General features: G+C 73.7%; 24 protein-coding genes. 8 read left to right on the top strand and 16 right to left on the bottom strand.

Annotated features, from left to right (window positions below):
• Positions 1 to 208 precede the first annotated feature (208 nt).
• On the top strand, positions 209 to 1,291 hold the full coding sequence (locus EFE23_RS16820) for a polyprenyl synthetase family protein (RefSeq protein ID WP_123241877.1): 1,083 nt from the start codon (positions 209 to 211) through the stop codon (positions 1,289 to 1,291).
• A 117-nt stretch (positions 1,292 to 1,408) separates the two neighbouring features.
• On the opposite strand, the gene EFE23_RS16815 is transcribed toward EFE23_RS16820, so the two are convergent.
• The gene (locus tag EFE23_RS16815) at positions 1,409 to 1,795 is read right to left on the bottom strand and encodes an Rv2175c family DNA-binding protein (protein ID WP_123241876.1); all 387 of its coding nucleotides are present in this window, start codon (positions 1,793 to 1,795) and stop codon (positions 1,409 to 1,411) included.
• Between the two features lie 167 nt (positions 1,796 to 1,962).
• On the opposite strand from EFE23_RS16815, the gene pknB reads away from it, so the two are divergent.
• Both pknB and EFE23_RS16805 read left to right on the top strand, forming a co-directional pair.
• The gene (gene pknB, locus EFE23_RS16810; RefSeq protein WP_123241875.1) at positions 1,963 to 3,948 is read left to right on the top strand and encodes a Stk1 family PASTA domain-containing Ser/Thr kinase; all 1,986 of its coding nucleotides are present in this window, start codon (positions 1,963 to 1,965) and stop codon (positions 3,946 to 3,948) included.
• Positions 3,945 to 4,805, top strand: a complete 861-nt coding sequence (locus EFE23_RS16805) for a deoxyribonuclease IV (protein ID WP_199737110.1) — start codon at positions 3,945 to 3,947, stop codon at positions 4,803 to 4,805. The genes pknB and EFE23_RS16805 overlap by 4 nt, the downstream gene beginning before the upstream one ends.
• 120 nt (positions 4,806 to 4,925) lie before the next feature.
• On the opposite strand, the gene EFE23_RS16800 is transcribed toward EFE23_RS16805, so the two are convergent.
• The 4 genes from EFE23_RS16800 to EFE23_RS16785 all read right to left on the bottom strand — a co-directional run bounded on the left by EFE23_RS16800 (position 4,926) and on the right by EFE23_RS16785 (position 9,870).
• Positions 4,926 to 5,945 carry a threonine aldolase family protein gene (locus EFE23_RS16800; protein ID WP_123241882.1) on the bottom strand — a complete coding sequence of 340 codons (1,020 nt, stop codon included), beginning with the start codon at positions 5,943 to 5,945 and terminating at the stop codon, positions 4,926 to 4,928.
• Positions 5,946 to 5,968: 23 nt separating this feature from the next.
• Positions 5,969 to 7,375 (bottom strand): class II 3-deoxy-7-phosphoheptulonate synthase, encoded by a 1,407-nt coding sequence (locus EFE23_RS16795; protein WP_123241874.1) that lies wholly within the window; start codon positions 7,373 to 7,375, stop codon positions 5,969 to 5,971.
• A 114-nt stretch (positions 7,376 to 7,489) separates the two neighbouring features.
• Positions 7,490 to 7,987, bottom strand: coding sequence for a hypothetical protein (locus tag EFE23_RS16790; protein WP_123241873.1), 498 nt, complete (start codon positions 7,985 to 7,987; stop codon positions 7,490 to 7,492).
• 239 nt (positions 7,988 to 8,226) lie between these two features.
• Entirely contained in the window at positions 8,227 to 9,870 is a 1,644-nt protein-coding gene (locus EFE23_RS16785; RefSeq protein WP_123241872.1) for a glycosyl hydrolase family 18 protein, read from the bottom strand.
• A 144-nt stretch (positions 9,871 to 10,014) separates the two neighbouring features.
• On the opposite strand from EFE23_RS16785, the gene EFE23_RS16780 reads away from it, so the two are divergent.
• Positions 10,015 to 10,503: a glutathione peroxidase gene (locus EFE23_RS16780; protein ID WP_123241871.1), complete on the top strand. Its 489-nt coding sequence runs from the start codon at positions 10,015 to 10,017 to the stop codon at positions 10,501 to 10,503.
• A gap of 48 nt (positions 10,504 to 10,551) precedes the next feature.
• On the opposite strand, the gene EFE23_RS16775 is transcribed toward EFE23_RS16780, so the two are convergent.
• From EFE23_RS16775 to EFE23_RS16740, 8 genes are all read right to left on the bottom strand, one after another.
• Positions 10,552 to 10,968 (bottom strand): DUF4259 domain-containing protein, encoded by a 417-nt coding sequence (locus EFE23_RS16775; RefSeq protein WP_123241870.1) that lies wholly within the window; start codon positions 10,966 to 10,968, stop codon positions 10,552 to 10,554.
• A gap of 109 nt (positions 10,969 to 11,077) precedes the next feature.
• A complete protein-coding gene (locus EFE23_RS16770; protein ID WP_123241869.1) occupies positions 11,078 to 11,881 on the bottom strand; it encodes an SGNH/GDSL hydrolase family protein in 804 nt (267 codons plus the stop codon).
• Positions 11,882 to 12,139: 258 nt separating this feature from the next.
• Entirely contained in the window at positions 12,140 to 12,553 is a 414-nt protein-coding gene (locus EFE23_RS16765; protein ID WP_233601026.1) for a GNAT family N-acetyltransferase, read from the bottom strand.
• A 134-nt stretch (positions 12,554 to 12,687) separates the two neighbouring features.
• Positions 12,688 to 13,038, bottom strand: coding sequence for a DUF2203 domain-containing protein (locus tag EFE23_RS16760; RefSeq protein WP_123241868.1), 351 nt, complete (start codon positions 13,036 to 13,038; stop codon positions 12,688 to 12,690).
• A 139-nt stretch (positions 13,039 to 13,177) separates the two neighbouring features.
• Entirely contained in the window at positions 13,178 to 13,996 is an 819-nt protein-coding gene (gene proC / locus EFE23_RS16755) for a pyrroline-5-carboxylate reductase (RefSeq protein ID WP_123241867.1), read from the bottom strand.
• A 72-nt stretch (positions 13,997 to 14,068) separates the two neighbouring features.
• Entirely contained in the window at positions 14,069 to 15,097 is a 1,029-nt protein-coding gene (locus EFE23_RS16750) for a 6-phosphofructokinase (protein ID WP_123241881.1), read from the bottom strand.
• Between the two features lie 167 nt (positions 15,098 to 15,264).
• Positions 15,265 to 15,768, bottom strand: a complete 504-nt coding sequence (locus EFE23_RS16745; RefSeq protein ID WP_123241866.1) for a pyridoxamine 5'-phosphate oxidase family protein — start codon at positions 15,766 to 15,768, stop codon at positions 15,265 to 15,267.
• A 71-nt stretch (positions 15,769 to 15,839) separates the two neighbouring features.
• A complete protein-coding gene (locus EFE23_RS16740; protein ID WP_123241865.1) occupies positions 15,840 to 16,337 on the bottom strand; it encodes a polyadenylate-specific 3'-exoribonuclease AS in 498 nt (165 codons plus the stop codon).
• A gap of 246 nt (positions 16,338 to 16,583) precedes the next feature.
• Between EFE23_RS16740 and EFE23_RS16735 the strand changes: the two genes are divergently transcribed.
• Positions 16,584 to 17,276 carry a Crp/Fnr family transcriptional regulator gene (locus EFE23_RS16735; protein WP_073838866.1) on the top strand — a complete coding sequence of 231 codons (693 nt, stop codon included), beginning with the start codon at positions 16,584 to 16,586 and terminating at the stop codon, positions 17,274 to 17,276.
• A gap of 54 nt (positions 17,277 to 17,330) precedes the next feature.
• Here EFE23_RS16735 and EFE23_RS16730 read toward each other — a convergent pair whose 3' ends face one another.
• Positions 17,331 to 17,585: a hypothetical protein gene (locus tag EFE23_RS16730; protein ID WP_233601025.1), complete on the bottom strand. Its 255-nt coding sequence runs from the start codon at positions 17,583 to 17,585 to the stop codon at positions 17,331 to 17,333.
• Between the two features lie 148 nt (positions 17,586 to 17,733).
• On the opposite strand from EFE23_RS16730, the gene EFE23_RS16725 reads away from it, so the two are divergent.
• Positions 17,734 to 21,315 carry an ATP-binding protein gene (locus EFE23_RS16725; protein WP_123241864.1) on the top strand — a complete coding sequence of 1,194 codons (3,582 nt, stop codon included), beginning with the start codon at positions 17,734 to 17,736 and terminating at the stop codon, positions 21,313 to 21,315.
• A gap of 134 nt (positions 21,316 to 21,449) precedes the next feature.
• Here the strand turns inward: EFE23_RS16725 and EFE23_RS16720 are convergent, their stop codons facing one another.
• Complete coding sequence (locus tag EFE23_RS16720) at positions 21,450 to 22,142, bottom strand: lysophospholipid acyltransferase family protein (protein ID WP_123241863.1); 693 nt, start codon at positions 22,140 to 22,142, stop codon at positions 21,450 to 21,452.
• 223 nt (positions 22,143 to 22,365) lie between these two features.
• Here EFE23_RS16720 and EFE23_RS16715 point away from each other — a divergent pair, with 223 nt between their 5' ends.
• Together EFE23_RS16715 and EFE23_RS16710 are read left to right on the top strand one after the other, a co-directional pair.
• Positions 22,366 to 23,205, top strand: a complete 840-nt coding sequence (locus EFE23_RS16715) for a DUF308 domain-containing protein (protein ID WP_123241862.1) — start codon at positions 22,366 to 22,368, stop codon at positions 23,203 to 23,205.
• A gap of 115 nt (positions 23,206 to 23,320) precedes the next feature.
• Positions 23,321 to 24,739, top strand: a complete 1,419-nt coding sequence (locus EFE23_RS16710) for an alpha,alpha-trehalose-phosphate synthase (UDP-forming) (RefSeq protein WP_123241879.1) — start codon at positions 23,321 to 23,323, stop codon at positions 24,737 to 24,739.
• 9 nt (positions 24,740 to 24,748) lie between these two features.
• Here EFE23_RS16710 and EFE23_RS16705 read toward each other — a convergent pair whose 3' ends face one another.
• On the bottom strand, positions 24,749 to 25,573 hold the full coding sequence (locus tag EFE23_RS16705) for an alpha/beta hydrolase (protein ID WP_123241861.1): 825 nt from the start codon (positions 25,571 to 25,573) through the stop codon (positions 24,749 to 24,751).
• Between the last annotated feature and the right edge of the window lies 1 nt (position 25,574).

The raw sequence follows: 25,574 nt of genomic DNA, 5'->3' as shown, positions 1-25,574 counted from the left end.
CGGCGGCGCTGCTCGACGCGGTCCGGTCCGGTTCGCCCCGGGCGGTCGGCCAGCTCACCGAGGTCCGCCGCCGGCTCGTCCCTGGCTGCCGCCGCGGCCGGGGCACGGGCTGCGCGGACCCCGGTCACGACGCCCCCGGGCCGCCCCCGGCGCGCCACGCCGACCCGGCGACACGACGGGACCGGCGGGGACCGGCTAGCGTTCTGGCGTGACCCACGCTGCTCCCGTCTCCCCCGTCGACCGCGCCGGCCTGCGCCAGCGGATCGACAAGTCGCTCACCGAGTTCCTCGCCGGCCAGCGGGGCTGGCTGACGGCCGTCGACGACGGCCTGGTGCCGGTCGCCGAGGCGATCGAGGCGTTCGTGCTCGGCGGCGGGAAGCGGCTGCGCCCGGCCTTCGCGTACTGGGGCTACCGGGGCGCCGGCGGGGTCGACTCCGACCAGGTGGTGAGCGCCCTGGCGGCGTTGGAGTTCGTGCAGGCCAGCGCGCTGATCCACGACGACCTGATGGACCGCTCGGACACCCGGCGCGGCGAGCCGGCGGTGCACCGGCGGTTCGCGGCCCGGCACCGGGCGGCGGGCTGGGGTGGCGATCCGGACGGGTTCGGGGACGCGGCGGCGATCCTCCTCGGCGACCTCTGCCTGGTCTGGTCGGACGAGCTGCTGCACTCGGCCGGCCTCGACCCGCGTACGGTGGCCCGGGCCCGGCCGGTCTTCGACGAGATGCGCACCGAGGTGACCGTCGGGCAGTACCTGGACGTGCTGACCCAGGCCACCGGGGACACCTCGCGGGAACGGGCCGGCAAGGTGGCCCGCTACAAGTCGGCGAAGTACACGGTCGAGCGGCCGCTGCTGCTGGGCGCCGCGCTGGCCGACGCGCCGGCCGAGGTGCACGCCGCGTACTCGGCGTACGGGCTGCCGCTGGGCGAGGCGTTCCAGCTCCGCGACGATGTGCTGGGCGTCTTCGGGGATCCGGAGCGCACCGGCAAGCCGGCCGGCGACGACCTGCGCGAGGGCAAGCGGACCTACCTGGTGGCGGTGGCCCTGGAGGCGGTCGACGAGACCGGCCGGGACCAGCTGCTCGGCGGGCTCGGCGATCCCGGGCTGGACGCCGACGGGGTGACCCGGCTGCGCGAGCTGATCACCGCGTGCGGGGCGCTGGAGCGTACCGAGCGGCGCATCACCGCGCTGACCGAGAGCGCCCTCGCCGCCCTGGCCACGGTCGACCTGGACACCGAGGCCCGGCAGTCCCTGGTCGACCTGGCCATCGCCGCCACCCGCCGCACCGACTGACCCCCACCCCCACCCCCATCCCCCGCCCCCGCCCCGCGGCGGTCGATCATGAAGTTGACGGCGAAGTAGATCTCCGTAGGTGCCGCCAACCTCATGATCGACGAGGGGCCGGGCGGGTCAGAAGCCGAGGGCCTGGGCGCGGCGCTTGACCTCGCGGGCCTGGTCGCCGGCGAGGGTGGCGGCGGGCGTGCCGGCGGCGAGGGTCGGGTCCTCCTCGTAGAGCCAGCGCAGCGCCTCCTCGTCGTCGTACCCGGCGTCGGCGAGCAGGTTCAGCACGCCGGGCAGGTGCTTGAGCACGGTGCGGTTGGCCACCAGGTCGGCCGGCACCCGGCGGACGCCGTCGCGGCGCACCGCGATCAGCTCGCGGTCCCGGATCATCTGGTGCACCTTGCTGATCGACAGGTCGAGGCGCTCGGCCACGTCGGGCAGGGTCAGCCAGCCGGCCGGATCGGTGGGCCCGGGCAGGTTGGCGGCAGCCGGGTCGGCGGGTACGAAATCGCTCACCCGACCACCCTGCCACGCGCCTCGCCGGACCCCGCACCGGCACCCCGTCGGAGGCGGACGACCGCCCTGGTCGCAGGGCCGGGCGTGCGCGCCGGGACCGTCCGGTCGCATCCCGGCTGTAGCATCCTGTTCAACCTTCACCCCACGGACACATAGACTCCCTGCCGATGGACACACAGGTCGCCGACACGTTGCTGGGCTCGCTGATCGACGGGCGCTACCGCATTCGCGGTCGCGTGGCCCGTGGCGGCATGGCGACCGTGTACACCGCCACCGACGAGCGCCTGGAGCGCACCGTGGCGGTCAAGATCATTCACCCGACCCAGGCGCCCGAGGCCCGGGCCCGCCTGGCCGGGTTCGTGGCGCGGTTCACCGACGAGGCGAAGACCATCGCCCGGCTGACCCACCCCAACGTCGTGGCGGTCTACGACCAGGGCACCCACGCCGGCCTCCCCTACCTGGTGATGGAGTACGTGCGGGGGCGCACGCTGCGCGACGTGCTGACCGAACGGCGCCGGCTCAACCCGGACGAGGCGCTGGCCATCGCCGAGCAGATGCTCGCCGCGATCGCCGCCGCGCACCGGGCCGGCCTGGTGCACCGCGACGTCAAGCCGGAGAACGTGCTGGTCGCCGAGGCGCCGACCGGCGGCCCCGCGAACCTGGTGGACAGCGTGGTCAAGGTGGCCGACTTCGGGCTGGCGCGGGCGGTCGAGGCGAGCGCCGAGGAGGAGAACGGCAACCAGCTCATGGCGACCGTGGCGTACGTCGCCCCGGAGCTGGTCACCGAGGGTCGTGCCGATCCGCGCACCGACGTCTACTCCGCCGGCATCGTGCTGTTCGAGATGCTCACCGGCCGGGTGCCGTACGACGGCGACCGCCCGGTGGAGATCGCCTGGCAGCACGTGGACCGGGACGTGCCGGCCCCCTCGACGCTGGTCCCGGCGCTGCCGCAGGCCGTCGACGAGCTGGTCGCGCGGGCCACCCGCCGGGATCCGGGCACCCGCCCCGCCGACGCCGGCGCGCTGCTGGCCGAGGTGCAGGTGGTCCGGGACGAGCTGGGCAACCCGAACTCGCACACCGCGGTGCTGCGCCGGGTGGCGGACGAGACCACCCCGGTAGCCCAGCCGACCATGGTGGTCGCGGCGGTCCGACCGGCCGACCGCCCCGCCTGGGCCCGGCTGCCCGAGGGGGGCGGGCAGCGCTCGCACCGCCGCCGGGCCGCCACCGGGAGCGAGGGCCTGGGTGCCCAGCTGGCCGGCCTGCGTACCCGGGTGATGGGCTCCCCCCGCGGCCGGCTGGCGGTCGCCGCGGCGGCCGTGGTGCTCGGCCTGGTGGCCGCGGTCGGCGGCTGGTGGTTCGGGATCGGCCGCTACACGGTGGCCCCGCAGCTGGTCAGCCTCACCAAGACCGAGGCGCAGGCGCAGGCCGCCCGGGGCGGCTTCACCCTGAAATACGCCGAACCCCGCTACGACGACAAGGTGCCGAAGGACAGCGTGCTGGGGCAGAATCCGGCCTCCGCGGCGCGGATCCTCAAGGGCGGCACGATCACCCTGACCCTCTCCCTCGGCCCGGAGCAGCTGCCGGTGCCGGACGTGGTTGGCCAGGACTTCGAGCTGGCCAAGACCCAGCTGACCGACGCCAAGCTGGTCCCGGTCAAGGGCACCGCCCGGTACAGTGACGAGCTGCCCGCCGGGGTGGTGCTGGACACCGACCCGAAGGTGGGCACGGTGGTCAAGCCGGGCGCGAAGGTGACCCTGGTGCTGAGCAAGGGCCGGGCCCCGATCAGCGTGCCGAACCTGGTCGGCAAGAACCTCAACGAGGCCCGGAACATCCTCGCCCAGCTCGGGTTGACCCCGGTCGAGACGTACAAGGACTCCGACAAGCCCAGGGACGAGGTCCTCGGCCAGAGCCCTGCCGACGGCACCGGCGTGGAGAAGGGCACCCAGGTCAAGCTGGAGGTCAGCAAGGGTCCGGCGCAGGTGACCGTCCCGCGGGTCGTCGACCTGCCCTGCCAGCAGGCGAAGCAGGTGCTGGAGAGCCAGGGCTTCCCGGTCAACATCCAGCTCAACCCCAACGGGACGGCCCGCTTCCAGAACCCGGGCGAGAACACGCCGGTGCCCCCGGGCACCACGGTCACGGTGACCTGCCTGTGAGCGCGCGGCGGCGGGTGGGCTCGCACACCCCGACCTCCGGTGGCCTGGCGAAGGCGGCACTACCGTACGTCGACGCGGCCGGCTCCGAGGTCGTGCAGGTCTACGTCTCCAACTCCCGGGGCTGGGCCCTGCCGGCGGGCGACGCGGCGCAGGACGCCCTGTTCCGGGACGGCTGCGGGGAACGGGCGGTGCCGGTCTTCATCCACGCCTCGCTGCTGGTCAACCTGGGCTCGCCCACCCCGGCCACGGTGGAGCGGTCGGCGCAGACCCTGGCGCACGCGCTGCGCCGGGGCCGGGCGATCGGCGCCGAGGGGGTGGTCTTCCACGCGGGCAGCGCGGTGGACGCCGGCCACGCCGAGGCGGCGATGCGACAGGTACGCGAGACCCTGCTGCCGCTGCTGGACGAGCTGGCGGCGGCCGGCGGGCCGATGCTGCTGGTGGAGCCGAGCGCCGGGGGCGGCCGCTCACTGGCCAGCCGGGTGGAGCACCTGGGCCCCTACCTGGACGCGGTGGACCGGCACCCCATGATGGGCGTCTGCTTCGACACCTGCCACGCCTGGGCCGCGGGGCACGACCTGGCCGCCGAGGGCGGGATGACCACGACGCTGGACACCCTGGTCGCCACGGTCGGGGCGGACCGGTTGAAGCTGGTGCACGCGAACGACTCGAAGGACCTGTGCGGCTCGACCCGGGACCGGCACGAGAACATCGGCAAGGGCACCATCGGCGAGCCGGCGTTCGCCGAGCTGATGCGCCACCCCGCCACCGCCGGCGTACCGGTCCTGGTGGAGACCCCGACCGAGAAGCACATCGGCCACGCCGCCGACATCGCCGCCCTCAAACGCCTCCACCCCTGACCCACCCCCATCGGCCCCCGCCGCGCCGCGCTTGGCCGGCGTTGATCAAGGGTTTGCGTCGGCGGAAGCGCGGATCCTGACGCAAACCCCTTGATCAACACGAAGATCGCGGGGTGGGGGTTAGGCGCGGAGGAGGGTGGTGAGGGTGTCGGCGGCGCGGGTGATGGCGTCGTCCGGCACGTCCAGGTGGGTGACCAGGCGGGCGGTACGGGGGCCGAGGACCGAGATCAGCAGGCCCTGCGCCCGGGCGGCGGCCGCGAGGGCCTTCGCGTCGAGCGGGTGCTTGGTCAGGTCGAGCGGCACGATGTTGGTCCGCACCGGGCTGGCCAGCACCCCGAACGGGGCGACCGCCTCGGCCAGCCGGGCCGCCTTGGCGTGGTCGTCCGCGAGCCGCTCGACGTGGTACGCCAGCGCGTACCGGCCGGCGGCGGCGAGGACGCCGACCTGCCGCATGCCGCCGCCCATCCGCTTACGGACGAACCGGGCCCGGGCGATCTTCTCCGCGCTGCCCACCACCAGCGAGCCGACCGGCGCGCCGAGGCCCTTGGAGAGGCAGACCGACAGGGTGTCGAAGAGGGCGCCGTACTCGTGCAGCGGGACGCCGTCGGCGACGTGCGCGTGCCAGATCCGGGCGCCGTCGCAGTGCAGGGCCAGCTCGTGGTCGTCGGCGATCCGGCGCAGCTCGCGCAGCGTCGCCAGGGGGATCACCCCGCCACCGCCCCGGTTGTGGGTCTGCTCGACGGCGATCGCCCGGGTCGGCACGGCGAAGTAACCGTCCGGGCGCACCATTCCGGCCACCAAGTCCGGGTCGATCTCCGCGCCGACCGCCGGCCAGGTCCGCGACGAGATCCCGCCGTACGCGGCCGCCGCGCCGATCTCGTACGTGACGACGTGCGCGTCGGCGTCGCAGAGCAGTTCGTCCCCGGGCGGCACCAGCAGCTGGAGAGCGATCTGGTTGGCCATCGAGCCGGTCGGGGCGAAGAGCGCCGCCTCGTGCCCGAAGAGCGCGGCGACCTCGGCCTCCAGTTCGGCGACGGTGGGGTCCTCGCCGTACACGTCGTCGCCGACCTCGGCGGTGGCCATCGCCTCCCGCATCCCGGCGGTGGGCCGGGTCACGGTGTCCGAACGAAGATCGATCAGGTCAGCCACGCTCACTCCTCCGGTCAGCCACGGAGCATCTCCGCGACCAGGAAAGCCAGCTCCAGCGACTGCTGGGTGTTCAGTCGCGGGTCGCAGGCGGTCTCGTACCGGTCGGGCAGGTCGAGATCCTCGATGCCCTGGGCGCCGCCGAGGCACTCGGTGACGTCCTCGCCGGTCAGTTCGACGTGCAGGCCGCCCGGGTGGGTGTCCAGCCCGCGGTGCACCTCGAAGTAGCCCAGCACCTCGTCGACGATCCGGTCGAAGTGTCGGGTCTTGTAGCCGTTCGAGGACTCGTGGGTGTTGCCGTGCATCGGGTCGCACTGCCAGACCACCTTGGCGCCGGCCGCGGTGACCTTGGCGACGATCGGCGGCAGGGCGTCCCGGACCCGGTGGTTGCCCATCCGGCTGATCAGGGTGAGCCGGCCGGGGACGTTGTCCGGGTTGAGCTTCTCGCAGAGCTCGATGGCCTCGTCCGGCGTGGTGGTCGGGCCGAGCTTGACGCCGATCGGGTTGGCGATCCGGGAAATGAAGTCGATGTGCGCGCCGTCGATCTGCCGGGTGCGCTCGCCGATCCAGAGGAAGTGCCCGGAGAGCCCGTACGCCCGGTTGCCGGAGATCCGGGTGAGCGCCCGGTCGTACTCCAGGGCGAGGGCCTCGTGGGAGCAGTAGAGGGTGACCGTCCGCAGCGCCTCGTCGTCGGTCATCCCGCAGGCCCGGATGAAGGCGATGGCCCGGTCGATCTCCCGGGCGATCGCCTCGTAGCGTTCGCCGGCCGGCGACTGCCGGACGAAGTCCTTGTTCCAGTCGTGCACCGCGTGCAGGTCGGCCAGCCCGCCGGCCAGGTACGCCCGGAGCATGTTCATCGCGGCGGCCGAGTTGGCGTACGCCCGGATCATGCGCTGCGGGTCGGCGACCCGCGCCTCCGGCGTGGCCTCCAGCGAGTTGATCATGTCGCCGCGGTACGCCGGCAGGCCGCGCGCGTCGGTCGGCAGCGACCGGGGCTTGGTGTACTGGCCGGCGACCCGGGCCACCTTCACCACCGGCAGGGACGCGCCGTAGGTCAGCACGATCGCCATCTGGAGCAGGGTGCGGCCGTTGGCCAGCAGGTGGCTCTCGGTGTTGTCGGCGAAGGTCTCCGCACAGTCGCCGCCCTGGAGCAGGAACGCCTTGCCCTCGCAGACCAGCGCGAGGCGCTGCCGGAGCTGGTCGACCTCGTACGGGGCGACCACCGAGGGCACCGTGTCGAGCACCTTGCAGACCTCGGCGACCTGGACCGGGTCCGGCCAGGGCGGGGTCTGCGCGCGGGGCAGGTCCCGCCAGCGGTCCAGGCCGAGGGCCGCGTCCTCGGCGGAGTCGACGGTCGGACGGCTGGTCTGCAGGCTCGGGCTGCCCACCGCGGGGTGACTCAGTTGATGCCACTCATGGCGCATGACAGAAAGCGTACGGCGACCGCCCGGGCGACCCACCGGCGAGGGGGACGGTTCCGGCCACTGGGAGACGCCCACCACACCGCCGGCCCGGCGCGGGGCAGCTCGGGCGCCGGGTCACGGGGTGGTGGCCGGCTCCGGGGCGTTGCCGCCCGGCGCCTCGCCGGCGATGCACCAGTCGGCTCCGCTGCGGGTGACGGTGAACAGCAGCGGCCGGGTGGCCTTGCGGGTGCCGACGGCGACCGTCACCGCCGTACTGACCTCCTGACCGTGCGGGCCGGAGCGGACGTCGGTGATGGTGGAGTGCGGCACGGTGAAGTGGTCGGCGAAGTCGCCGTTCGGGCCGGTGGCGCCGGCGTCGAAGGCGGCCTGCGCGGGCGCGCAGAGCTGGCTGCGGCCGGCGTCGACGTCCTTGGCGACCATCGCGTCCAGGTACGCCTGCACCCGCTCCCGGCTCTTGGCGGCGGCCTCCGCGGCGGGGGCCTTCTGCGGCGGGCCGGAGCCGGTGCCGCCGTCGGAGTCGTCTCCGCCGGTGAGGCCGCAGCCGGCCAGGGCGGCGGGCAGGAGCGCGAGCAGGGCGACGCCGGTGACCACCCTCCGGTGCGGCTGACCCATCGGTCCCTCCGATCGAGCGCGGGGCATCAGACGTGCCGAGCCGCGAGTGTGTCACATCGACCCGCACGCCGGTCGGCGGCCTCCCCGCCCATCCTCACCCCGGACGCCGGGACCGGCCGGAGCGGCACGCTGCCGGCCGCGCGACAGCGGGCGCGCGGCGTCCGGGGGTTGAGACGCGCGGGCGGGGAGGGGCCGGTGCGGCCCCTCCCCGCCGGGTGGGTGGTGCGTCGGCCCTCGGCTCAGCCGAGACCGCCCTTGATGGCGCTGATCAGCTCACCGTTGCTGGTGTCACCGGAGAGCTCCCAGAAGAACGCGCCACCGAGGCCCTGGTTGTTCGCGTACGTCATCTTGCCGCCGATGGTGGCCGGGGTGTCGTAGCTCCACCAGTTCGAGCCGCACTTGGCGTACGCGGTGCCGGCGATCGTGCCGGTCGCCGGGCAGCTGCCCTTGAGCACCTTGTAGTCCTCGATGCCCTGCTCGTAGGTGCCGGGCGCGGGGCCGGTGGCGGTCCCGCCCGGGGCGGTCTGGGTGACCCCGGTCCAGCCCCGGCCGTAGAAGCCGATGCCGAGCAGCAGCTTGTCGGACGGGATGCCCTTGGACTTGAGCTTCTGGATCGCCGCGTCGGACCAGAAGCCCTGCTGCGGGATGCCGGTGTACGAGGTGAGCGGCGAGTGCGGCGCGGTCGGGCCCTGGGCCGCCCAGGCGCCGAAGTAGTCGTACGTCATCGGCATGAGCCAGTTGAGGTTCGGGGCCGCGCCGGCGTAGTCGGTGGCGTCGATCTTGCCGCCGCTGCTGCCGTCGGCGGTGATCGCCGCGGTGACCAGGAAGCTGGAGCCGAACTTGGCCCGCAGGGCGCTGATCACGTTCTTGAAGGCGTTCGGGCCGCTGCTGTCGCACTGGAGGCCGCAGGCGTTCGGGTACTCCCAGTCGATGTCGATGCCGTCGAAGACGTCGGCCCAGCGGGAGTCCTTGATCAGCGCGTAGCAGGAGTCGGCGAACGCGGCCGGGTTCTGCGCGGCCTGGGTGAAGCCGGCCGACCAGGTCCACCCGCCGAAGGACCAGATGACCTTCAGGTTCGGGTACATCTTCTTCAGCTTGCGGAGCTGGTTGAAGTTGCCGCGCAGCGGCTGGTCCCAGGTGTCGGCCACGCCGTCCACGCTGTCCGCCGCGGTGTACGCCTTGTCGTAGTCGGCGTAGCTGTCCCCGATGCTGCACCGGCCGCCGGTGGTGTTGCCGAAGGCGTACAGCAGGTGGGTCATCTTGGCGGCCGACCCGCTGGTGTGGACGTTCTTCACGTGGTAGTTGCGGCCGTAGACGCCCCACTCGGTGAAGTAGCCGACGACCTTCTTGCCACCGGTGGGCGGCGGGGGCGTGGTCGGCGGAGCGGTCGTGGGCGGGGCGGTCGTGGGCGGCGCCGTGGTGGGCGGGGCGGTCGTGGGCGGAGCGGTCGTCGTCGGGGCGCTGGTGGTCGGGGTGCCGCCGCCGGAGCAGGAGCCGCCGTTGACCGTGCAGTTCAGCGGCGCCTGGTACGGGCCCGTGCCGTTGTAGCCCCAGCTGAAGCTGGCCCCGGGGGCGAGCGGCCCGGCCCAGCTCTTCTTGACCGCCACGTAGTGGTTGCCGCTGCTGGTGACGTCGGCGTCCCAGAAGCTGCTGATGGTCGTGCCGGCCGGCAGGTCGAACTCGATACGCCAGGTGTCCACGCTGGCGCTGGTGCCGTTGGTGACGGTGACCTTCCCCTCGTGGCCGGTCCCCCAGTCCTGCACCTTGGTGAAGGTGGCGGTCACGCTGCCCGCGGCGGACGCGGTCGCCAGAGGCATCGCCGCGGCCACCAGCGCGACCACGGCGCCGGTGGCCCAGAGGGCCCGGCGGAGCGATCTCTTCATACGGCGTCTCCTCAATAGTTAGGAAACTTTCCTGATTGAATGCTGAGACGCTACTCACGCCGTCATCACTTCGTCAAGATGTCGATGCTTCGATCTCTCGCCGCCGCGCGACCGGCCCCGCCGCCGGGCGCGTAGCCTCGGCGCATGAGCGTTTTCGACGTACGGATCGATGCCCTCTCCGGCGGCCCGGCGGACCTCGCGCAGTACCGGGGCCGGGCCCTGCTGGTGGTCAACGTGGCCTCGCGGTGCGGGCTCACCCCGCAGTACGCCGGCCTGCAGGCCCTCGCCGACAGCTACGCGGAGCGGGGCCTGACCGTGCTCGGCGTGCCGTGCAACCAGTTCGCCGGCCAGGAGCCCGGCACGGCCGCCGAGATCGAGGAGTTCTGCCAGGTCAACTACGGGGTGACGTTCCCGCTGACGGAGAAGATCGACGTCAACGGCCCGGACCGGCACCCGCTCTACGCGGAACTGGTGTCCACCCCGGACGCGGAGGGGCACACCGGCGACATCCGGTGGAACTTCGAGAAGTTCCTCATCGCCCCGGACGGCACGGTGGCGGCCCGGTTCGCCCCGCAGGTCACCCCGGACTCCCCCGAGCTGCGGGCCGCGATCGAGAAGGTGCTGCCGGCCTGATCCCCGCCGGCCGGCCCGGGCGGCGGCATGCCCCGGGCCGGCCGGCGCTCAGGCTCGCGCGAGCGCCGAGCGGAGCAGGGCCACCTCGGCGCGGAACTCGTTCGGCTCACCGGCCTCGGCCCACAGCTCGGCCAGCTCGGAATCGTCGGCCACCGCCCGGTCCAGCGCCCGGACGGCCAGTGGCCGCAGCTGCTCGGGCAGGTCCAGCCGGGCCCCGGCGATCAGGAAGTCCGGCGCGCACGGCGAGTCGACGGCCGGCGCGCCCGGCAGGTGGGCGGCGATCACCGCGGCCGCCGCGACCGCCTCGACGGCGAGGTCGGAGTCCAGGTAGCCACCCTCGGCGAGGGCGGCCCGCAGGGCCCGCTCGACCAGGGCCGGTCGCTCCTCCGGCGCGGCGTCGTCCAGGTCACCGCACCAGTCCGCCGCCGTGTCGTTGTCGAACGGTCCCGCCGCCCAGGTCCCCATCGTGACTCCACTTCGTCCGCGCATCAGCGCAGCGGAGACTAGCGGCCGGGTCCGACAGTGCACGCGGGTCCGGGGCGGGACGATCCCCGCCCCGGACGCGTCGTGGCGGTCAGCCCGCGACGGACCGGAAGACCGGGTAGTAGCCGCCGGACTGGCCGGCCGCCGTCGGGTGGTACGAGATGGTCAGGTTCAGGTAGTTCAACGCGTGCAGCCACTTCTCGCCGTAGCTGCAGAGCTGGTGGCCCACGAAGATCGAGCGCACGTCGGCGAACTTGAAGCCGGCGGAGGTGGCGGCCGTCCGCGTGATGTCGTCGACCAGGTTGATCCCCTCGTTGATCTTCGCCCGGGAGGTCGCGCTGAGCCCGACGCAGATCGTGCCGAGCTGGTAGAAGACCGGGTAGCCGACGACCACCACGCGGGCGTTGGGCGAGCGACTCCGGATGCCGTTGTAGACGTTGGCCAGCTTGCCGGGCAGCTCGGTGCGGGCCTTGTCCTCGGCGGCCTGCACGGCGGCCACGCACTGCGTCTCACCCTCGAGCACGCAGGTGGTCATGATGCTGGCGAAGCCGACGTCGTTACCGCCGACCGTGACGCTGACCAGGGTGGTGGTCGAGGAGAGCGCGGAGAGCTGGCTGTTGATGACGGTGGCGGTGGTCGCGCCGGAGCAGGCCACCGAGACGTACGAGGCCGGCTTGATGTTGGTGTTGTAGAGGGCGGGATAGGCGTTGGTGCTGCGCAGGCAGGACCCGCTCTCCGCGGTGTAGCTGTCGGCGCCGACACCGGAGGCGTACGAGTCGCCGAGCGCGACGTACCGGTCGGTGGCGGCGGCCTGGGCAGGGTTGGCCACCGTCAGCACGATGCCGAGGGACGAGGCCAGCGTCAGGGCGAGGGTGGCAAGACGGGATCTCCGCACGTCGCACTCCTGGGGGTGGGAAGTGGTGGTGCGAGATAGATATCAATAATTGGATACCGACGGAAGATCATCGATTCGCACAGGGTGCGGATAGGCGCCAATGACTACAAACCATTGCCGTGCTGTGCCTCGGCTGTGAAGATTTCCGCCAGCACTGTCCGCTGTCGACCACACCGCCCGGCGCAGGTCGCCCGCGGTTCGCGGCAGAGCGGAGTGTGACGAGCGGGGGATGCCCCCGTTCGCGGCATGGCGGGTGGATCAAGCGGGCTGCGGCGGCGGTTCGGCCGGGAAGGTGAGCCGCATCGTCGGTTCGGCGGTCTCCCGGAAGCCGAGCGAGCGGTAGAGCGGCCGCCCCGCCTCGGACGCCCGCAGGTCAATCTTGCGCACGTCCCGCTCCCGTAACCAGGCCAGCAGCGCCGTCATGCAGGCCCGGGAGTGGCCGCGCCGGCGGTGCGCCGGATCGGTGCTGACGTTGAAGACGTAGCCGGTCAGCCCGCTCGGGTTGGTCGGGCCGCCGAGCCGGCGCTCGATCGTGCCCACCGCGCAGGCCGCGAGCCCGCCCCCCGGGGCGTCCACCACGAAGGCCGCCAGCCACGGCTCCGGCTCGGCCAGCCAGTCCCGCAGGCTGTCCCGGGCCACGTCCTGCCACGGGGCCCGGCGCCGGCTCCACACCGGCCATCGCGGCGAGCATCAGCCCGCGCAGCCGGACCAGCTCGACCGCGTCCTCGGGCGTCGCCCGGCGTGCGTCCACCACGGACCGCACGATAGCCGCCGGCCGGTCCCGGCCGGCCCCGGGGCGGTGGGGTTCAGACCGGACGGCGGCCGGCGAAGCCGCACTCGGCGCGGTGGTACCAGCACACGCCGTCGTCCCCCTCCAGCCAGCACCAGAGCACCGCCCGGCCGTCCCGCTCCCCCGGAAAGTCCAGCAGCACCGGGGCGATCCCCTTGACCTGGATGTCGTGCTGGTGCAGCTCCTCCAGCACCGCGTGCAGCCGCGCCTCCAGGGACTTCAGCTCGGCCCGCCCGCCCAGCACACTGACCCCGTGGTCGGCCAGGTCGGCGCGCAGCTCGGCCAGGTCGGCCCGGAGCCGGATCAGCTCGTCGACGCGGGGTCGCAGGGTGGCCACCAGGTGCCGCGCCTGGGCGAGAGTGAACACCGCGCCAGTATGGGGCACGACCGTGTCCGGCGCCGCCTCCCCGGGCTGGCTGATCAACTCCGCCCCGGCGACACGGCGATGTCAGCCCGCTGCGGACAGCCCGATGTCGCCGACCTGGTGAGCAGCGTCCCGGCGCGGCTCAGTCGGCCTGGGCGGCGAGTTCGCGGGCCCGGTCCCGGGCCGCCTCCAGGGCCGCCAGCATGGCCGCGCGTACGCCGTGGTTCTCCAGCTCCCGGATGGCCGAGATGGTGGTGCCGGCGGGCGAGGTGACCGCCTCGCGGAGCTTGACCGGGTGCTCGCCGGAGTCGCGCAGCATCACCGCCGAGCCGATGGCGGTCTGCACGATCAGCTCGTGCGCCACCTGGCGCGGCAGCCCGAGCAGGATGCCGGCGTCGATCATGGCTTCGACCAGCAGGTAGAAGTAGGCGGGACCGGAGCCGGAGAGGGCGGTGACCGCGTCCTGCTGCGACTCGGGCACCCGGAGGGTGGCGCCGAGCGGCTTGAACATCTCCTCGGCGAGGGCCAGGTGCGCGCCGGTGGCGTGGGCGCCGGCGGAGATGGCGCTCATCGCCTCGTCGACCAGCGCCGGGGTGTTGGTCATCACCCGCACCACCGGGGTGCCCTCGGGCAGCCGGCGGTTGAAGAAGCTGGTGGGCAGGCCGGCGCAGAGCGAGATGACCAGCTTGTCGGCCGGCACCTTGGGGCCGATCTCGTCCAGCAGCGCGCCCGCGTCCTGCGGCTTTACCGAGATGGCGAGCACCTCCGCCTCGTCCACCGCGGTGAGGTTGTCCACCACCCGTACGCCGTACCGGGCGGTCAGCTCCTGCGCGCGGGCGGGCCGCCGGGCGGTGGCGAGCAGCCGCTCCACCGGCCAGCCGGAGCGGAGCAGCCCGGAGAGCATCAGCTCGCCGATCTTGCCCGCGCCGATCACCGCGACGGTGTGCACCTCGGGTGCCATGACGCCGTACCCCTCTCGCCTCGCGGCGGGGCGCGGCGGACCCGTCGGGGCCGCCGCGCCACCGGCCGTCGATCAGCTGCCGAAGAAGACCTCGGCCTCGGCGTACCGCTCCAGCGGCACGGTCTTCAGCTCCCGGGTGGCCTCGGCGAGGGGGACCCGGACGATGTCCGTGCTCTGCATCGCGACCATCTTGCCCCAGTCGCCCTCGTGCGCCGCGTCGATCGCCTGCAGGCCGAGGCGGGTGGCGAGGACCCGGTCGAACGCGGTCGGGGTGCCGCCACGCTGGATGTGGCCGAGCACCACGGTGCGGGCCTCCTTGCCGGTCTTGGCCTCCAGCTGCTCGGCGAGCCACTGGCCGATGCCGCCGAGGCGGACGTGGCCGAAGGCGTCGAGCTCCTGGTTGTGCAGGACCATCTGGCCGTCGAGCGGCTGGGCGCCCTCGGCGACCACGACGATCGGGGCGTACTGGTGCTGGAAGCGCTTCTCGACGTACCCGGCGACCTGCTCGACGTCGAACTGCCGCTCCGGCAGCAGGATCACGTTGGCGCCACCGGCCAGGCCGGCGTGCAGGGCGATCCAGCCGGCGTGCCGGCCCATCACCTCCACGACCAGGGTGCGGTGGTGGCTCTCCGCGGTGGTGTGCAGCCGGTCGATCGCCTCCATGGCGATGTTGACGGCGGTGTCGAAGCCGAACGTGTAGTCGGTGGCGCCGAGGTCGTTGTCGATGGTCTTCGGCACGCCGATGACGTGGACGCCCAGCTCGTGCAGCTTGGTGGCGACGCCGAGGGTGTCCTCGCCGCCGATGGCGATCAGCGCGTCGACGCCCTGGGCGGCCAGGTTCTCCTTGATCCGCTCGACGCCATTCTCGATCTTGAACGGGTTGGTCCGGGACGAGCCGAGGATGGTGCCGCCGCGCGGCAGGATGCCGCGGACCTCCGCGATGCCCAGCGGCTTGGTCAGGCCCTCCAGCGGGCCCTTCCAGCCGTCCCGGAAGCCCACGAACTCGTGACCATAGGTGGCGACGCCCTTGCGGACCACCGCCCGAATCACCGCGTTGAGACCTGGGCAGTCGCCACCGCCGGTGAGCACGCCGATACGCATGATCTGCTCATCCTCCTGGAGCATCAGGTAAAGCCCGGATAAGCCCCAGGATATGTGTCAGATCAGACCATCGGCGCCGTTGCCGGCCCGGGGCGGGCCGTCAGTGCGCACTGTAGTCGGCCCAGGTGTACGCCGACACCGCGGCCCGACCGGTTTCCGGCTACCGGTCAGTAGCTGACCTCGCGGTTCTCTCCCGCCCGGGGTGGCCGCCCGGTCACCGCCGCCCGGGCGAGCCCGAGCAGGTTGACCACGGCGCCGCCGGGAGAGTCCCAGTACTCCGCGGACCCGGCGTGCACCTTGATCAACGTCAGCCCCGGGGTGTCCGGCCCGTCCGGGAACCAGGCCTTGAGCAGCGGGTGCCACAGCCGCTCGGCGCGGGCGGCGTCCCAATCCTCCTGGGCGGTGCCGGCCACCGACACCCAGGCCTGGTGGCGCTGGTCCGAGAAGCCGACGTTGACCTCCGGATTCACCCGGATCTGGCGGACCTTGGCGGAGTCCGCGTACGCGAAGAACCAGAGGTCGCCGTCGAACTCCGCCTCCTGCAGCGCCATCGGCCGGCTGACCAGCCGCCCGTCCACGGCGGTGGTGGTCAGCAGGCCGATCCGGGCGGCCCGGATCAGCTCGGTGACCCGGCGGCGGGCGTCGGCGGTGCTGGTCGGCTCGTTGCTCATGGGGGCACTCCTCGCTCGGCTCGGATGCCGACCCCGTGCCCCGGACAGAACCGGTCAAACCTGCGCGACGGTCACCGTTCGGTCAGCGCCCGCCACCGGGCCAGGTTGTGCCGGGCGTCCACCAGGGCGTCGTGCCGGTCCGCCTCGGCGTCCGGCAGCCGTGGCCGCCCCCGGTCGTCCCAGAGTTGGCGCAGTTCCTTGGTGAACCGGGGGATCTCCCGGGGCAGCGCCGGCATCGCGCCCCACAGCTGAGCCAGCACCACGTGGTCGTACGCCGCGTACCAGGCCCAGAGCTCCAGCTGCTCCCCCGGCCGGTCGCGGACCGGCGCCATCAGGAACTCGTAGAGGTCGTCCCGGATCCGCTCCCGGGACCGCCAGGCCCGGTCGGCCGGCGAGGGGAGCTTGTCCAGGACGTTGCGGCGCACCCAGGGCACGGCCCGGGAGTCGTCGAACTCGGTGGAGACCGCGTAGAACTCACGGCCGTACTCGTCGACGACGCCGATCGACACCAGATCGACGGTACGGCCGTCCTCGATGAACTCGCAGTCGTAGAAGTAGCGGTAGACCATCCCCGCCATCCTCGCCCACCGCCGTCCGGCGCCGGCGGGCGGGGCGTCCGTCGAGGTCACCGCCCCCCGCGCCGCAGCTCGGGACGGTCACGGAAGTGTCTCCGGGGGTGTACAGCACGCGACCGGAGCGTCATGATCTGATGTGTACCGCTACCGGACGCCGAACCGGTTCTGATGCCTCGTGCCGGGGATGACAGGTTCACCCGGTGTGCGAGTTGTGGTCCTTGACCGGGGAGGGGTTGGGCCGTGGAGGTTCGCCTGCCGGAGCCGGGTGACGCGCTCACGGGCGTGGAGATGTTCGCCGGGCTGGAGCCGGAGGTGCGGCAGCGGGTCATCGCCGCGGCCGTGCCGCGTACGTACCGCAAGGGTCAGTTGCTCTTCGTGGAGAACGACCCCGGCGAGTCGCTGATCGTGCTGCGCCGGGGGGCGGTGGCGGTGTTCCGCACCGCGCCGACCGGCGAGCGGGCCGTGCTGTCGGTGATCCGACCGCCGGACGTGCTCGGCGAGGTCTCCCTGCTGGACGCCTCCACCCGGTCGGCGTCGGCCGAGGCGATCGAGGACTGCGCCGCCCTGGCGCTGTCCCGCCCGGCCTTCATGGAACTGGTGCACTCCAACCCGCGCATCCTCGACGCGGTGATGCGCTCGCTCGGTGGGCTGATCCGCCGGCTCACCGAGCAGAACGCCGACCACGTCTTCCTCGACCTGCCCGGCCGGGTCGCCAAGACGCTGGTCCGGCTGGCTGGCGAGAGCCAGGCCCCGATGATCACGATCGAGCTCAACCAGAGCCAGCTGGCCGAGATGGCCGGCGGCTCCCGGCAGAGCGTCAACCAGGCCATCGGCTCGTTCGCCAGCCGGGGGTGGCTGCGCACCGAGGGTCGCCGCATCGTGGTGACCGACGTGGCCGCGCTGCGCCGCCGCGCCGGCATGAACGACCGCTGACCGACACGCGAAGGGCCGGGGTTGCCGCCCCGGCCCTTCGCACGTCGGCTCCGTTCAGACGGTGGCGCTGCCCGGCCCCGCCCACGCGGTGGTGCTGCCCGGCCCGGCCCACTCGGTGGTGTCCTTGCCGCCGCTGGACCCCTCGCTGACGATGCCCTCGGCCTGGAGCGTGGCGAGCGTGGCGGCGTCCACGTCGACGGACTCCCCCGCCGAGTGCGCGACGCCGTCGGCGTCGGTCCAGTCGCTCTCCAGCTTCACGTACACCATGTCGTCCCCCTTGTGATCGCGGTCGTCGTCGTCCGGCAGCATGAATGTAGTCCGCGTGGCCCGGCGCTGGCTGCCCGGACGAGTGTCCACAAGCCAACAGCCCGGTACCTGACAGGTCGGGCGACGGTGATACTCGGGGTGGACGCCGCGGGGGGCGGCGCCCGGCCGGGTCCGGCCGGAAAATCCACCAGTGGAGGGTGTCATCTCCGCGCAGTGTGACCGTTGTGGACGTACCGCCGCCGACGGCGACCGCTTCTGCGGTGGCTGCGGCGCGGAGCTGGGCGCCGTCTGCCCGCACTGCCTGCGCCCGCTCGCCGCCGACGTGACCTTCTGCACCTCGTGCGGATCGCCCCGCGCCGGGGCGAAGCAACCGGTCGCGGCGCCGCAGGAGGACCGCCGCCGGGTCAGCGTGCTCTTCGTCGACCTGATCGACTTCACCCCGTACGTCGAGCGGGCCGACCCGGAGCAGGTCCGGGGCATGCAGACCGGCTTCTTCTCCGCGGCCAAGCGGGTGGTCGGGCAGTACGGCGGGGTGGTCGAGAAGTACATCGGTGACGCCGTGATGGCGCTCTTCGGCGCCCCGGTGGCCACCGAGACCGACGCGCTGCGCTGCGTCCGGGCGGGGCTGGAGCTGCAACGCGTGCTCACCCGGTTCGCCCCCACCGGCCGCGACGAGCTGCGCTTCCGGGTCGGGGTGGCGACCGGCGAGGCGCTGGTGGACGTGGCCGCCGCACGCGACGGCGGCCAGGCGATCGTGGCCGGCGACGTGGTCAACACGGCGTCCCGGATGCAGTCGGTGGCGCCGCCCGGCGGGGTGCTGGTCTGCGGCGCCACCCACGCGCTGACCAAGGACGCCATCCGGTACGAGGAACAGCCGCCGGTCACCCTGCGCGGCCGCTCCACCCCCACCGAGGTGTGGCTCGCCCTCTCCCCGGTCCGCCGGCAGCCCACCGACCGGGAACCCGACACCACTCCGCTGATCGACCGCGAGCACGAGCTGGGGCTGCTGGTCAACGCCCTGCACCGGTCGCTGCGGGACCGGCTCCCGCAGGTGGTGACGGTGTTCGGCCGGGCCGGCATCGGCAAGAGCCGGCTGGTCCGCGAGCTGTACCGGCACGCCGGCCGGCTGGTCGACGAGCCGTTGACCTGGCGGACCGGGCGGTGCCCGCCGTTCGGCGAGAACGTCACCTTCGCCGCGCTGGCCGACATCGTGAAGACCGAGGCCGGCATCCTCGACACCGATCCGGCGTCCACGGCGGCGCAGCGGCTCACCGCCGCGATCGCCGAGCTGGTCGGGCCGACCGAGCGGGACCGGATCGTGGACGCGCTGCGCCCGCTGGTCGGGTTGGCCGGCACCGCCCTGCCGGCGGAGGAGGCCGAGTCGGCGTGGCGGCGGTTCCTGCTGGCCCTCGCGGCCCGGCGCCCCACCGTGCTGGTCTTCGAGGACCTGCACTGGGCCGACGACGCCATGCTGCGCTTCGTCGAGCTGCTCGGCGCCGCCGCCCGGGACGTGCCGCTGCTGCTGCTCTGCACCGCCCGGCCGGAGCTGGTCGACCGGGATCCCAGCTGGGCGGGGACGATCACCGGCTCGGTGACCATCACCCTGCCGCCGCTGCGGGACACCGGCATCGCCTCGCTCTACGCGCACATGTTCGGCCAGGCCGCGTTCCCCGCCGAGATGCTCACCCCGCTGGTCGAGGTGGCCGGCGGCAACCCGCTCTACGCCCACGAGTACGTCCGGATGCTCATCGAGCAGGGCGCGCTGCGTCAGTCGGGGCGCGGCTGGTCACTGGAGAAGCACCTCGAGCTGCCCATGCCGGAGAGCGTGCACGCGGTCATCGCCAACCGGGTCGATCTGCTCGACGCCAAGGACCGGGCGGTGCTGCTGGCCGCCTCGGTGGTGGGCGTGCAGTTCTGGCCGGGCGCGGTGGCCGCCGCGCTCGGCCAGCAGGTCGAGTCGGTGGAGCGGGCGCTGCGCCGGCTGGAGCAGCGCGACTTCGTGCACGAGCAGGCGGCGTCCACCATGGCCGGGCAGCCGGAGTTCCGGTTCCGGCACGTCCTGGTCCGGGACGTCTGCTACCAGCGGCTGCCGCGTACCGAGCGGGTGGCCCGGCACGAGCGGACCGCGGACTGGCTGGACGCCCTGTCGCAGAGCCGGGACACCGACCTGGCCGAGGTGCTCGCCCACCACCGCTGGGCGGCCCACGAGATCGCCCGCACGCTCGGCATGGACACCCACCGCTACGCCGGCCCGGCCCGCGCCGCGCTGCACCGGGCGGCCCGCCGGGCGTACGCCCTGCACGGGCTGGACGCGGCCGCCGCGCACGCCGGCCGGGCGCTGGGTCTCGCCGACGACAGCGACCCGGTCGGCCGGCTGCAACTGGAGCTGCTGAGCACGGAGATCTCGTTCTACCGGGACGGCAACGCGTTCCTCTCCGGCGGCGGGCCGGGGCAGCTGCACGCGCTCGCCGACCGGCTGCTCGCGCACGGCGACGACGCCTGCGCCGCCCGGGCGTGGACGCTGCTCGGTCAGGCGGCCTGGCTGCGCGCCGACCGGACCGCCGCGGTGGCCTGCCTGAACCGGGCGGTGGCGCTGTTCGAGCCGCTGCCGGACAGCAGCCAGAAGGCCGACGCGTACGCCGAGCTGGGCCGGCTGCACATGCTCAACTACGAGCGGGACCCGGCGATCGCCGCGGCGGAGACGGCGGCCCGGATCGGTGAGCGGCTGGGGCTCTCCGAGACCCGCACGAACGCCCGGATCACCGCGGCGACCGCCCGCTACCAGTCGGGTGACCGGTCGGGGCTGGACGAGCTGCACGCGCTGGTCGAGTTCAGCCGGGCGCAGCAGCTGCTGGCCCTGCACCGGGCGGTGCAGAACCTGGCGTACGCGGTCCGCGAGGAGGGCGACTGGCTGCGCTCGGACGCGCTGCTGACCGCCGGGCCGGAGCGTACGGCCAGCGGGCAGACGCTGACCACCAGCTATTCCGGCGAGGCGATGCGGGCGTACTTCGACGGGGACTTCGGCCGGCTGATCGCCGCCGCCGACGCCTTCGTCGACACGCCGACCGGCGGCTGGGACATGCAGGTGCGGGGCCTGCGCTCGTGCCTGCTGGTGCTGCGCGGGCAGCCGGTGCCGCCGGCGCCCCGGCCGGCTCCCGCCCCGCGCGAGGGTGGTGCCGAGCCGGCCCGGCACCGGGACGACGTGGCCGCCGCGCTGGACGACGCCCGGCGCAGCGGCTTCCACCGGCCGCACTGGACCATGCTGGGGATGGCCGCGCTGTGCCGGGCCCTGCAGGGGCGGATGGACGAGGCGGCGGAGCTGATCGACGAGCTGGCCGGCTCCTGGTCGGCCGTGCCGGCCCTGGCCAGCGGCGAGTGGATCGCCGCCGCGGCGTACGCGGCCAGCCTGGTCGGCCGGGACGCGGCCGTGCGGGTCCGCGCCATGCTGGACCGGCTCGGTCACCGGACGCCCTGGTCGGAGGCGGCGCTGCGGACGGTGACCGGGGCCCTCGCGGCGGCGGACGGTGACCACCGGCGCGCCGGTGAGCTGCACCTGGCCGGCGCGGAGATCTACGGCCGCATCCCGGACGTGACCGACCGGATGCTGGCCCTCGCCCTGGCGGTGGCCGAGCTGGACCGCGCCGGGGACGATGTCGCCGCCGCCGCGCCGCTGGCCGAGGTGCGCGCCTTCGCCCAGCGCAACGAGGCTCCCGGCCTGCTCGCCCTGGCCCGCCACCCGGTCCCCGACGCCGGCCCGGCCGTCGCCTGCTGACCTCACCCCGCCGCCCCCGATGGGACTCTTTCACGGAAACTGGCCCCATTCCGCGTCGGATGGGGCCAGTTTCCGTGAATCAGCGCGGATGCTGGGCGGGAGCGGGGGTGGGGGTGGGGGTGGGGGTGGGGGGGTTAGGCGGGGATCGGCTCCCGGGGCTGGACCTTCGCCTTCTGCGCGTACCTGTCGACGTACTCGCGGCCGGAGAGCTCCATCAGTTCGTACATGATCTCGTCGGTGACGGCGCGCTCGACGAACCGGTCACCGGCCATCCCGGCGTACCGGGAGAAGTCCAGGGGCGCGCCGAAGCGGATCCGCACCCGGCCGAGGTTGGGGATGATCTGGCCGGTCGGCTGGATCGCGTCGGAGTTGAGCATCGCCATCGGCACCACCGGCGCGCCGCTCTCCAGGGCGAGCCGGGCCACCCCGGTCTTGCCACGGTAGAGCCGGCCGTCGGGCGATCGGGTGCCCTCCGGGTAGATGCCGGCGATCCCGCCGGCCCGCAGCACCCTGAGCTGGGTGTCCAGGGCGGCGCGGGCGGCGCGGCCACCGGACCGGTCGACCGGGATGGTGCCGGAGCCGACGAAGAACATCTTCGTCAGCCACCCCTTGACGCCCCTCCCGGTGAAATACTCCGCCTTCGCGATGAATGTGACTTTTCGCTTGACGATGAGCGGGGTGAAGATCGAATCCGAGAAGGAGAGGTGGTTGCTGGCCAGGATCACCGGGCCGGTCTCCGGGACGTTCTCCAGCCCTTCGACCTGCGGGCGGAAGATCAACCTCAGCAGCGGGCCGAGGATGATGTACTTCAGCAGCCAGTACAGCACCGGGGTCCTTCCAGGCGGGCGGCGGTGACACCCTACGACAACTCCACCTCGGCGCGTCCGGGGCGCCGTCGGCGAGCGGGAACTGTCGGGGAGAAGCCTACGAACCGGGAGCGGCACGCCACAACGCACTCCCGGAACCGGGTGCCGACGTGTCACGATTCAGGGCACGACGTGCGGGGCGTCGGGTGGGAGGCACCGACGTGGTGCGGCGAGGAGGTGTCCGGTGTCAGCGGGTGGGCCCCGTCGGGGGCGGCGGGACAACGGGCTCGACGCGGCCGAGTACGCGGTCGCGGGCGACGTCGATCCACGCGTCGGTGAGCACCTGCTCGACGTGCTGGCCGCGGGCGGCATCGCCGCCTACCTCCAGCCCTCCGCCGACCTGAATCCGGTCACCCGCACCACCACCGTGCCGGCCCGCCCGGTCGACCGGCTCTACGTCGACCGCTCGCACCTGACCACCGCCCGGGACTACCTGACCCAGCTCGCCGACGAGGGCGCCCCCGAGCCGCCCCGGGACGACGAGCCCGACATCGAGGCCGAGTGGGCCAGGATCATCGCCGGCTTCCACACCGCCCCGGCCGCCGGCAACCACCCGTGGCCCGCCGCCGAGGACGTCGACGACCCCGTCGACCCGACCGGCCCGACCGGCACCGCCGGCACCCGCACCGACGAGCCCGCCGGCCCGACCGCCACCGACGTGCGGCGACTGCCGTACGCGGCGGACGTCTCGGGGATCTCGGTCGGCCGCGGCCGGCCCGACGAGCCGTCGCTGCTGGACGGGCTGGACACCTTCGGCGCCGACCTGCCGGACGACGAGGAGCACTACACCCCGCCGCCCCCGCCGCCGCTGCCCCACTTCTCCAAGTACGCCGTGGTCGGCGTGCTCTGCATCGTGGTCGGGTTCCTGCTCTTCCTCTCCCCCACCCTGCTGCCGGTGACCGACCCGTCGGTGGTCACGCTGCTCGGCTTCACCGGCATCCTCGCCGGGTTCGTGATGCTGATCTGGCGGCTGCGTCCCGGCGACTCCGACGAGCAGGATCCGGACGACGGCGCGGTCGTGTAACAGGGGTGTAACTTACGGTCAGTAGTAATACCCCTGTCCGTCACATCCCGCACCGGCTGTCCGGTTTGTACGTCCGTTCCGGTCGCCGGTCCCCCTGCTGATCGGAATGCCCGAGATGCGACAGAGCCCCCTCGTGGTGGTGGCCCACCGCCTCCCCATCGACGACAGCGTGGCGCCGGACGGCGCCTGCGAGTGGCGCCGCAGCCCCGGTGGTCTGGTGAGCGCCCTGCATCCACTGCTCCGCGACACCCCGGCCACCTGGGTCGGCTGGGCCGGCGGCACCGGTCCCGCCCCGCACCTGCCGGACGTGGACGGCGTACGGATGCACAGCGTGCCGCTGACCGGCGACGAACTCCGCGACCACTACGAGGGGTTCGCCAACGCGACCCTCTGGCCGCTCTACCACGACGCCGTCGAGCATCCGGAGTACCACCGCCGCTGGTGGGAGGCGTACCAGCGGGTCAACCAGCGGTTCGCCGAAGCGGCGGCCGAGGTGGCCGAGCCGGGCGGCCTGGTCTGGGTGCAGGACTACCACCTGCAACTGGTGCCCGGGCTGCTCCGCGAGCTGCGCCCCGACCTGCGGATCGGCTTCTTCCTGCACGTGCCGTTCCCGCCGCCGGAGCTGTTCATGCAGCTTCCCCGCCGGGCCGAACTGCTGCGCGGGATGCTCGGCGCCGACCTGGTCGGCTTCCAGCGGGCGCAGGCCGCGCACAACTTCGCCCAGCTGGCGGCGAAGGTGCTCCAGCTGCCCGCCACCGACCGCCGGATCGCGGTCGGCGACCGGGTGGTCCGGATCGGCGCCTTCCCCGTCTCCATCGACACCGCCGAGATGTCCGCGCTGGCCGCCCGGCCCGAGGTCGTCGACCGGGCCGACCGGCTCCGCCAGGACCTCGGCGGCCCCGAGCACGTCATCCTCAGCGTCGACCGGATGGACTACACCAAGGGCATCGAGCAGCGGCTCAAGGCCTACCGGGAGCTGCTGGCCAGCGGGGACGTCAAGGTCCGGGACACGGTGCTGATCCAGGTGGCGGTGCCCAGCCGGGAGCGGGTCGCCCGCTACCAGATCCTCCGCGACCGGGTGGAGCACCAGGTCGGCCGGATCAACGGCGAGTTCGGCCGGGTCGGCGAGCCGGCCATCCACTACCTCACCCAGCCCTTCGACCGGGCCGAGCTGGCCGCCCTCTACCGGATCGCCGACGTGATGGCGGTGACCCCGCTGCGGGACGGGATGAACCTCGTGGCCAAGGAGTACGTCGCCGCCCGGGTGGACGACACCGGGGCGCTGCTGCTCAGCGAGTTCGCCGGCGCGGCCGCCGAGCTGCCCCAGGCGTACCTGGTGAACCCGCACGACCTGGAGGGGCTCAAGCAGGAGCTGCTGCGGGCGTTGCGGGCCACGCCGGAGGACGTCGCCGCCCGGATGCGGGCGATGCGGGACCACCTGCGGCACAACGACATCCACGCCTGGGCCGGGTCCTACCTGAGCGCGCTGGAGGAGAGCGGCTCCCTGCTCGGCCGGCGCGTCACCGCCGGCTGACCGCGCTGCTCAGCCCAACGGCCGCGCCGGGTCCTTGTCCAGCCAGTCCAGGATCGCGTCGATCGGTTCCCGCCAGCGGGCGTCGAGCATCAGGTCGTGCCCCATCCCGGGGAAGAGCAGCGGGGCCGAGGCGTACCGGCGGGCGGCCCGGGTCAGCGCCGACGCCGGCACCACCCGGTCGTCCGGGCTGCCCAGGACCAGCACCGGCGGGCGGCCCACCGCCGGCTCCGGCTCCCGGCCGGTGAGCAGTTGCCACTGCGCCCGCCGGCTGGCCCGGCCCAGTTGGGAGACGTACCGGCGGGCGTCGGCGTCGGCCAGGTCCCGGCTGAACAGCTGCCGGCGGTTCAGCCGTAGGCCGGCGCCGAAGACCGCCGGCAGGGTACCGACCGGGTTGCGCCGCAGCGCCGTGCCGAACGTCGCCCAACCGCCCAGCACCGGCGCCACCAGCACCGCCGCCCGGGCCGGGTAACGGGCCAGGGCGTGCGTGACCACCCGGGCGCCGGCCCCGTGCCCCACCAGCACCGCCTGCCGCGGCAGGCCCGCCGCCGCCTGGACCACGTCATGGGTGTACGCGCGCAGCGTCGCGTCCGGCGCCGGCTCGCTGCCGCCGTGCCCGCGCAGGCTCACCGCGTACGCCGGGAAGCCGCGCGAGGCGGCGTGCCCCAGCCAGTGCTCGGCGAACGCCCACGCGCCGTGGCCGAAGCCGGGCACGAACAGCAGCGGCGGCTTCGCCTGCTCCAGCTCGGGCACCGCGGACAGCAGCTCGCGGCGCGCCGGGCGCTCGGGACGCGCCCACTCCCACGCCCGGACGACCCGAACCCGTTCCGCGGTCACC

It is taken from the genome of Micromonospora solifontis, assembly GCF_003725545.1.
GTDB classification, from domain to species: domain Bacteria; phylum Actinomycetota; class Actinomycetes; order Mycobacteriales; family Micromonosporaceae; genus Micromonospora; species Micromonospora solifontis.
The sequence above is the reverse complement of the archived record's forward strand: the minus strand, read 5'-3'. Positions and strand labels throughout refer to the sequence as shown.

Excerpts from the sequence above, each read along its gene's own strand:
- EFE23_RS16745 (WP_123241866.1), bottom strand. The coding sequence starts at position 15,768 with ATGAGCAACGAGCCGACCAGCACCGCCGACGCCCGCCGCCGGGTCACC.
- EFE23_RS16780 (WP_123241871.1), top strand. The coding sequence starts at position 10,015 with ATGAGCGTTTTCGACGTACGGATCGATGCCCTCTCCGGCGGCCCGGCG.
- EFE23_RS16740 (WP_123241865.1), bottom strand. The coding sequence starts at position 16,337 with ATGGTCTACCGCTACTTCTACGACTGCGAGTTCATCGAGGACGGCCGT.
- proC (WP_123241867.1), bottom strand. The coding sequence starts at position 13,996 with ATGGCACCCGAGGTGCACACCGTCGCGGTGATCGGCGCGGGCAAGATC.
- EFE23_RS16730 (WP_233601025.1), bottom strand. The coding sequence starts at position 17,585 with ATGCTGCCGGACGACGACGACCGCGATCACAAGGGGGACGACATGGTG.
- pknB (WP_123241875.1), top strand. The coding sequence starts at position 1,963 with ATGGACACACAGGTCGCCGACACGTTGCTGGGCTCGCTGATCGACGGG.
- EFE23_RS16790 (WP_123241873.1), bottom strand. The coding sequence starts at position 7,987 with ATGGGTCAGCCGCACCGGAGGGTGGTCACCGGCGTCGCCCTGCTCGCG.
- EFE23_RS16750 (WP_123241881.1), bottom strand. The coding sequence starts at position 15,097 with ATGCGTATCGGCGTGCTCACCGGCGGTGGCGACTGCCCAGGTCTCAAC.
- EFE23_RS16775 (WP_123241870.1), bottom strand. The coding sequence starts at position 10,968 with ATGGGGACCTGGGCGGCGGGACCGTTCGACAACGACACGGCGGCGGAC.
- EFE23_RS16785 (WP_123241872.1), bottom strand. The coding sequence starts at position 9,870 with ATGAAGAGATCGCTCCGCCGGGCCCTCTGGGCCACCGGCGCCGTGGTC.
- EFE23_RS16795 (WP_123241874.1), bottom strand. The coding sequence starts at position 7,375 with ATGCGCCATGAGTGGCATCAACTGAGTCACCCCGCGGTGGGCAGCCCG.
- EFE23_RS16710 (WP_123241879.1), top strand. The coding sequence starts at position 23,321 with ATGCGACAGAGCCCCCTCGTGGTGGTGGCCCACCGCCTCCCCATCGAC.